Origin of the sequence: Psychrobacter sp. (assembly GCF_035469765.1) — a bacterium.
Taxonomy (GTDB): Bacteria; Pseudomonadota; Gammaproteobacteria; order Pseudomonadales; family Moraxellaceae; genus Psychrobacter.
In genome coordinates this window covers 1-4,941 of record NZ_DATIRM010000377.1, presented here as the reverse complement: position 1 = coordinate 4,941, position 4,941 = coordinate 1, and the positions used below count along the sequence as shown (strand labels likewise).

4 protein-coding genes are annotated in these 4,941 nt (G+C 43.8%); 3 read left to right on the top strand and 1 reads right to left on the bottom strand.

From position 1 onward, the window contains the following. Window positions 1–1,062: phosphomannomutase CpsG (locus VLN09_RS10480; protein WP_325246286.1), on the bottom strand; the 1,062-nt coding region annotated here is incomplete at its 3' end. Between the two features lie 175 nt (window positions 1,063–1,237). Here VLN09_RS10480 and mazG point away from each other — a divergent pair. From mazG to pcnB, 3 genes are all read left to right on the top strand, one after another. Further along, complete coding sequence (mazG, locus tag VLN09_RS10475; RefSeq protein ID WP_325246284.1) at window positions 1,238–2,116, top strand: nucleoside triphosphate pyrophosphohydrolase; 879 nt, start codon at window positions 1,238–1,240, stop codon at window positions 2,114–2,116. Beyond that, window positions 2,103–2,510 carry a ComEA family DNA-binding protein gene (locus VLN09_RS10470; protein WP_325246282.1) on the top strand — a complete coding sequence of 136 codons (408 nt, stop codon included), beginning with the start codon at window positions 2,103–2,105 and terminating at the stop codon, window positions 2,508–2,510. The genes mazG and VLN09_RS10470 overlap by 14 nt, the downstream gene beginning before the upstream one ends. 164 nt (window positions 2,511–2,674) lie before the next feature. Next, window positions 2,675–4,921, top strand: a complete 2,247-nt coding sequence (gene pcnB, locus VLN09_RS10465; protein ID WP_325246280.1) for a polynucleotide adenylyltransferase PcnB — start codon at window positions 2,675–2,677, stop codon at window positions 4,919–4,921. Window positions 4,922–4,941 lie beyond the last annotated feature (20 nt).

Here is a 4,941-nt window from a genome sequence, read left to right as displayed (position 1 = left end):
ATACACTGCACCTGAATCGCGCATGACTTGCTTGATAAAAGAGTGTCCAGACTTGCTGATGACGGCCTTGCCATCATGTTCTTTAATAACTGCCTCAGTATTGTAAATGACACGTGGGTCATAGACGATCGACTCATTTGGATACTTATTTAAGAATGCTTGCGCGAGCATACCGACAATGTAACTACCATCAATAAAATCACCATGCTCATCGAATAAAAAGCAACGATCAAAGTCCCCATCAAAGGCAATACCAAGATCGGCGTTGTTTTCTAACACAGCTTGCTGAGTGGCGACTCTGTTGGCTTCAATCATAGGATTGGGAATGCCATTTGGGAAACTGCCATCAGGCGTATGATGCAGTTTAATGACTTCAATCGGCGCGCCAGCTTGTGCAAGCTTATCGATTAATAAGTCAACGACAGGACCTGCGCTGCCATTACCTGAATTAATCACCAGTTTTAATGGCTTTAATTTATTGGTATCGATGAAAGTCATCACATGGTCGATATAGGCGCTTTTATCCGTTAGTAGTTGCAATTTACCTAGTATATTTTCAGTGGTAAATTGTCCAGATTCTGCCAAAGCTTGAATCTCTGCCAAACCATCATCAGCGCTAATCGGTTTTGAATGTTCCTTTACCAGTTTTAAGCCATTATAATTAATAGGATTGTGACTGGCGGTGACTTCGATACCGCCCAACGCTTGATAGTAGCTGGTAGCAAAGTAAACCTCTTCCGTACCTGTCATACCCAAATCAATCACGTCGACGCCGGCGTCTAGCATACCCTTGATGGCGGCTTGTTTTAACTGCTCACTTGAATGACGGATATCGCTACCAATAACGATAGCTGGCTTTAAGTTTTGTAGTTCGGTAGTGGCATCATCTGCGTTATAACGCTGGAATAAAATCTGTGCAAAGGCACGTCCGATACGGTAAGCAATGTCTTCGTCTAGATTGACCCCAAGCTCACCGCGGATATCGTACGCTTTAAACGAATTGATAATAATAGGATTAAATTCAGTGGCTGGCTGATAGCCAACAGTCGCAGAAGTGGACATAATAATAAGGTTCCTTGCGCGCAAGCAGTTAGAAATGATTCAGTAATGACAGGATTATAAGCCAATCAGCGTTCAATGATACACTAACTACTAAATGAGTAGGTCGTAGATATGGCACTCTATTATGCGGTGACTATTCGACTCAATGACCAACAAAAAATATAAGAGCATTTTTATGAGTATTCTAAAAAACCGAGTTTCAGTACCTGAGCCTGTACAAGGAACACCAGCTGCCAGTGGTGAGTTGGACGATTTATTGGCATTGATGGCGCGCCTGCGTAGCGATTGTCCTTGGGATAAAAAACAAAGCAATCACAGCCTTATTCCTTACGCAATTGAGGAGGCTTATGAGCTAGGTGAGGCGGTACAAAGCGATGATGATGAGGATATCAAAGGAGAGCTTGGAGATGTGCTACTGCAAGTAGTGTTCCATTGTCAGCTGTATGCTGAGCAAGGGCGTTTTGATATCGGTGACGTTATTACTACTTTACAAGAAAAGCTAATTCGTCGTCATCCGCATGTATTTGAGGCAGAAATGCTTAAAGATGATGCTGCGGTGAAAGTACGTTGGGATGAAATCAAGGCGGAAGAACAGCAAGTACGCGAAGCGCGTGGTAAGCCCAAACGTCGTTTAGACAATACCAAAGCAGGCAGCGCACTCATGCAAGCGCAGGATGTACAAAAGCAGGCGTCAAAACTGGGTTTTGACTGGGAAGGTATAAGCGGTGCCTTTGATAAGCTTGATGAAGAAATAGGTGAGCTAAGGGCTGAGATTGTAGATAAGTCAAAAGATGCTGCTAAATATAACATAAGCAAAGCCAATATTAATGACATTGAAAAAGAGCTTGGTGATTGTATGTTTGCACTGGTTAATGTGGCACGCAAATTGAACCTTGATGCCGAAACAGCAACATTGACTTGTGTGCATAAGTTTAAATCGCGTTTTGGCTATATTGAAGACCAATTAGCCGCTGCTGGCAAGCGTTTAGAAGACAGTAATATTGATGAGATGGATGCGTTATGGGAAGCGGCGAAACAATATGAACGCGACTAATAACTACTCGTTTACTCAACGGGCATTAATTAAATGGCCGGTCGCTAACTTGCTTAAAAAAGTGGTCAGCTTTTTAATGGTTCTATGTTCTATGCTATCTAATCCTGTCCTTGCAGCACCTTGTTTTGATAATGCTCAAAGTGCTTATAACTACCTACTGGCGCAAGAGACAGCGCAAACCCAAGCACGCAATCAGTCAATCATTAATATCAATCGGGCGACAGAAGGTGAGCTGACGTTACTACATGGTGTTGGCAGCAATAAAGCGCAAGCGATTATCCTATATCGTGAGATGTTTGGTGGCTTTAAAACGGTTGATGAATTGACAAAGGTAAAAGGCATTGGTGCAAAAACGGTTGAGAAAAATCGTGGACGTTTAATCGTGCAAGATTAATCACGTTATTTTTCTTTAATTAACCCTAATATTGACAAAATAGCATGTAAGTAAATGTCTAAATACACCCACCATGGCCAAAATTTGTTAAACTAGCAGATACATCCGCCTGATTGACGCTGTGTCCGTCAGGGTGGTTAAGAATAAAGGCAAGGAGTAGATGCATGGCCGAGCGTGCCGCCAAGCAGTTAGAACTGAATAAATCTGAATTACCCAATTCCATTACCGAAGTGATTGCAACCCTAACCCGAGCTGGGTTTGACGCCTATATCGTCGGTGGCGGTGTGCGTGATACCTTGCTAGGCCTGCGTCCAAAAGACTTTGATGCAGTCACTGATGCTAAGCCCCATGAGATTAAAGACGTCTTTGGTAAGCGCTGCCGTATTATCGGTCGCCGTTTTCAGTTGGCGCATGTGTACTCTGGGCGTGAGCTTATCGAAGTAGCCACCTTCCGTGGTCCACCAATTAATGATTCTAATACCAATCAAGACGGTATGATTCTGCGCGACAATGTCTGGGGCGATATCAAGCAAGACTTTGCCCGTCGTGACTTTTCTATCAACGCCCTTTATTATCAACCACTCAAAGGGGTGGTTCATGATTTTTGCGGTGCGCTTGAAGATATTGATAATAAGATCATTCGCCTATTAGGCAATGCACCGATTCGTATCGAAGAAGATCCGGTCAGATTGCTGCGCGCCTTGCGTTTCAAAGCCAAATTGGGCTTTGACTTTGATAGCGAATTAGCAGCACAGTTCCATGATGGCAATTGGTCATTACTTGAGCAAATTTCTCCGCATCGTCTTTATGATGAAACGCAAAAGATGTTTACCGGTGGTTACTTAGTACCCTTGCTGCCGTTATTGTTTGAATCAGGGGCGATTGATAGCCTTATTATTTATCCGCCTGCTGAGCCGAGCGCGCTTGTACAGCAAGTAGCTATCAATACGGATAAACGTATTGGCGCTGGCAAAAGTATCAATCCGGCATTCTTTTATGCGGCGTTGCTGTGGGAAAATTATCTCCATCAATTAGAAAAAGCCAAAAAGCGCAATATGCCTTTTGCTGATGCGCAAATGCATGCGGCGAGTAAAGTCATCGACCGTCAGCGTACCAAGACCGCCATCCCGAAATTTGCTGAACAATTTATCCGTGATATTTGGATATTGCAGCCAAAATTAGCCGCGCCGCGTAGCAAGCAGATTGTTCAGCTCTCTGAGCATCCACGTTTCCGCGCCGGTTTTGATTTCTTGCTATTGCGCGAGCAGTGCGGCGATGCTGAACATCCACTATCAGAATCGACCAATGGTATGGGCGAGTGGTGGCAGACCTATCAAACCTTGAGTGAGCAGCAACAAGATCAAGCGATTGATGACTTTGATGAAAATATCCGTCGCGGTGCTTATAAGCGAGGTCGTGGACGCAATCGCCAAAAGCCGCAGCACGCAAGTGATAATGCTAAGCTCAATCAATTAGATAATGATTATCAAGACAAAACGTTGAGCAATGCAAAAACCGCAGTGGTCAACGATGCCTCAAACGTGCCATCACGCCGTCGCCGTGCTAGTCAGCATACTTCTGCTAATAGTAAAGGCAAGGGGTATAGTGCAGCGCAAGTGACACAAGATAATCATGAGTTGGCACAGTTGCAGCAGTTGTCTTTGGCTAGCCATAATGGTAGTAATCAGCAACAGACGTCAAAACCTGCGCCACTGTTTGTTATTGAACATGGCAACATTGTACCGCCTCTGAAAAAGCAGCTATCCGCCGCAGATAACTTCGTGTCTAAAGCGACGCAAAAAGCGACTACTCAAAAAGTAGCTGCCGAAAAATCGTCTACAGAGAATCAAACAAGTAAGCAACAGGCAAAAGCTGTTGCTGTGAAAGTGGATGATTCAAAGGCTACCTCAGGTACTAATATACCGACAGAGTCGACTTCGAATAATACGCGTACAGGCGCTTATGCAGATCGTACTATTGCGCAGTCACCTGCACTAATCAGTATGAATAATGAGCCGATACCGCATAAGCGCCATCGTCGTCAGCCTACTATTATTGACAATGCTAGCGTGGCAGCAAAAGTCAGATCCACTAAAAAAGCAGCGAAAATAGACATTAATAGCAACGAGAAGCCAGCGGACAAGTATACAAAAAAAGCACCTAAACCAGCTATTCATTCTACTGATAACGCTGTTGCTAAAGCACCAGAATCTGTTAAAGCATCAAGTGCTAAGTCTGATAAAAGTGCTCAGATTGCTAACAAACAGATTGCCAATAAACAAGAAACTAGTAATCAAAACATGAGCAGCCAGATAGATGCTAACAAGATTGCTATCAGTAATGCGAATGCTAATAAAGGACCTGTACCATCGAAACGACGTCGTCGTCAGCCAAGTACTGGTGATATGTAACATTAGTCATGGCTACAAAG

Coding starts and splice junctions, on each gene's coding strand:
- mazG (WP_325246284.1), top strand. CDS start 1,238: ATGAGTATTCTAAAAAACCGAGTTTCAGTACCTGAGCCTGTACAAGGA.
- VLN09_RS10470 (WP_325246282.1), top strand. CDS start 2,103: ATGAACGCGACTAATAACTACTCGTTTACTCAACGGGCATTAATTAAA.
- pcnB (WP_325246280.1), top strand. CDS start 2,675: ATGGCCGAGCGTGCCGCCAAGCAGTTAGAACTGAATAAATCTGAATTA.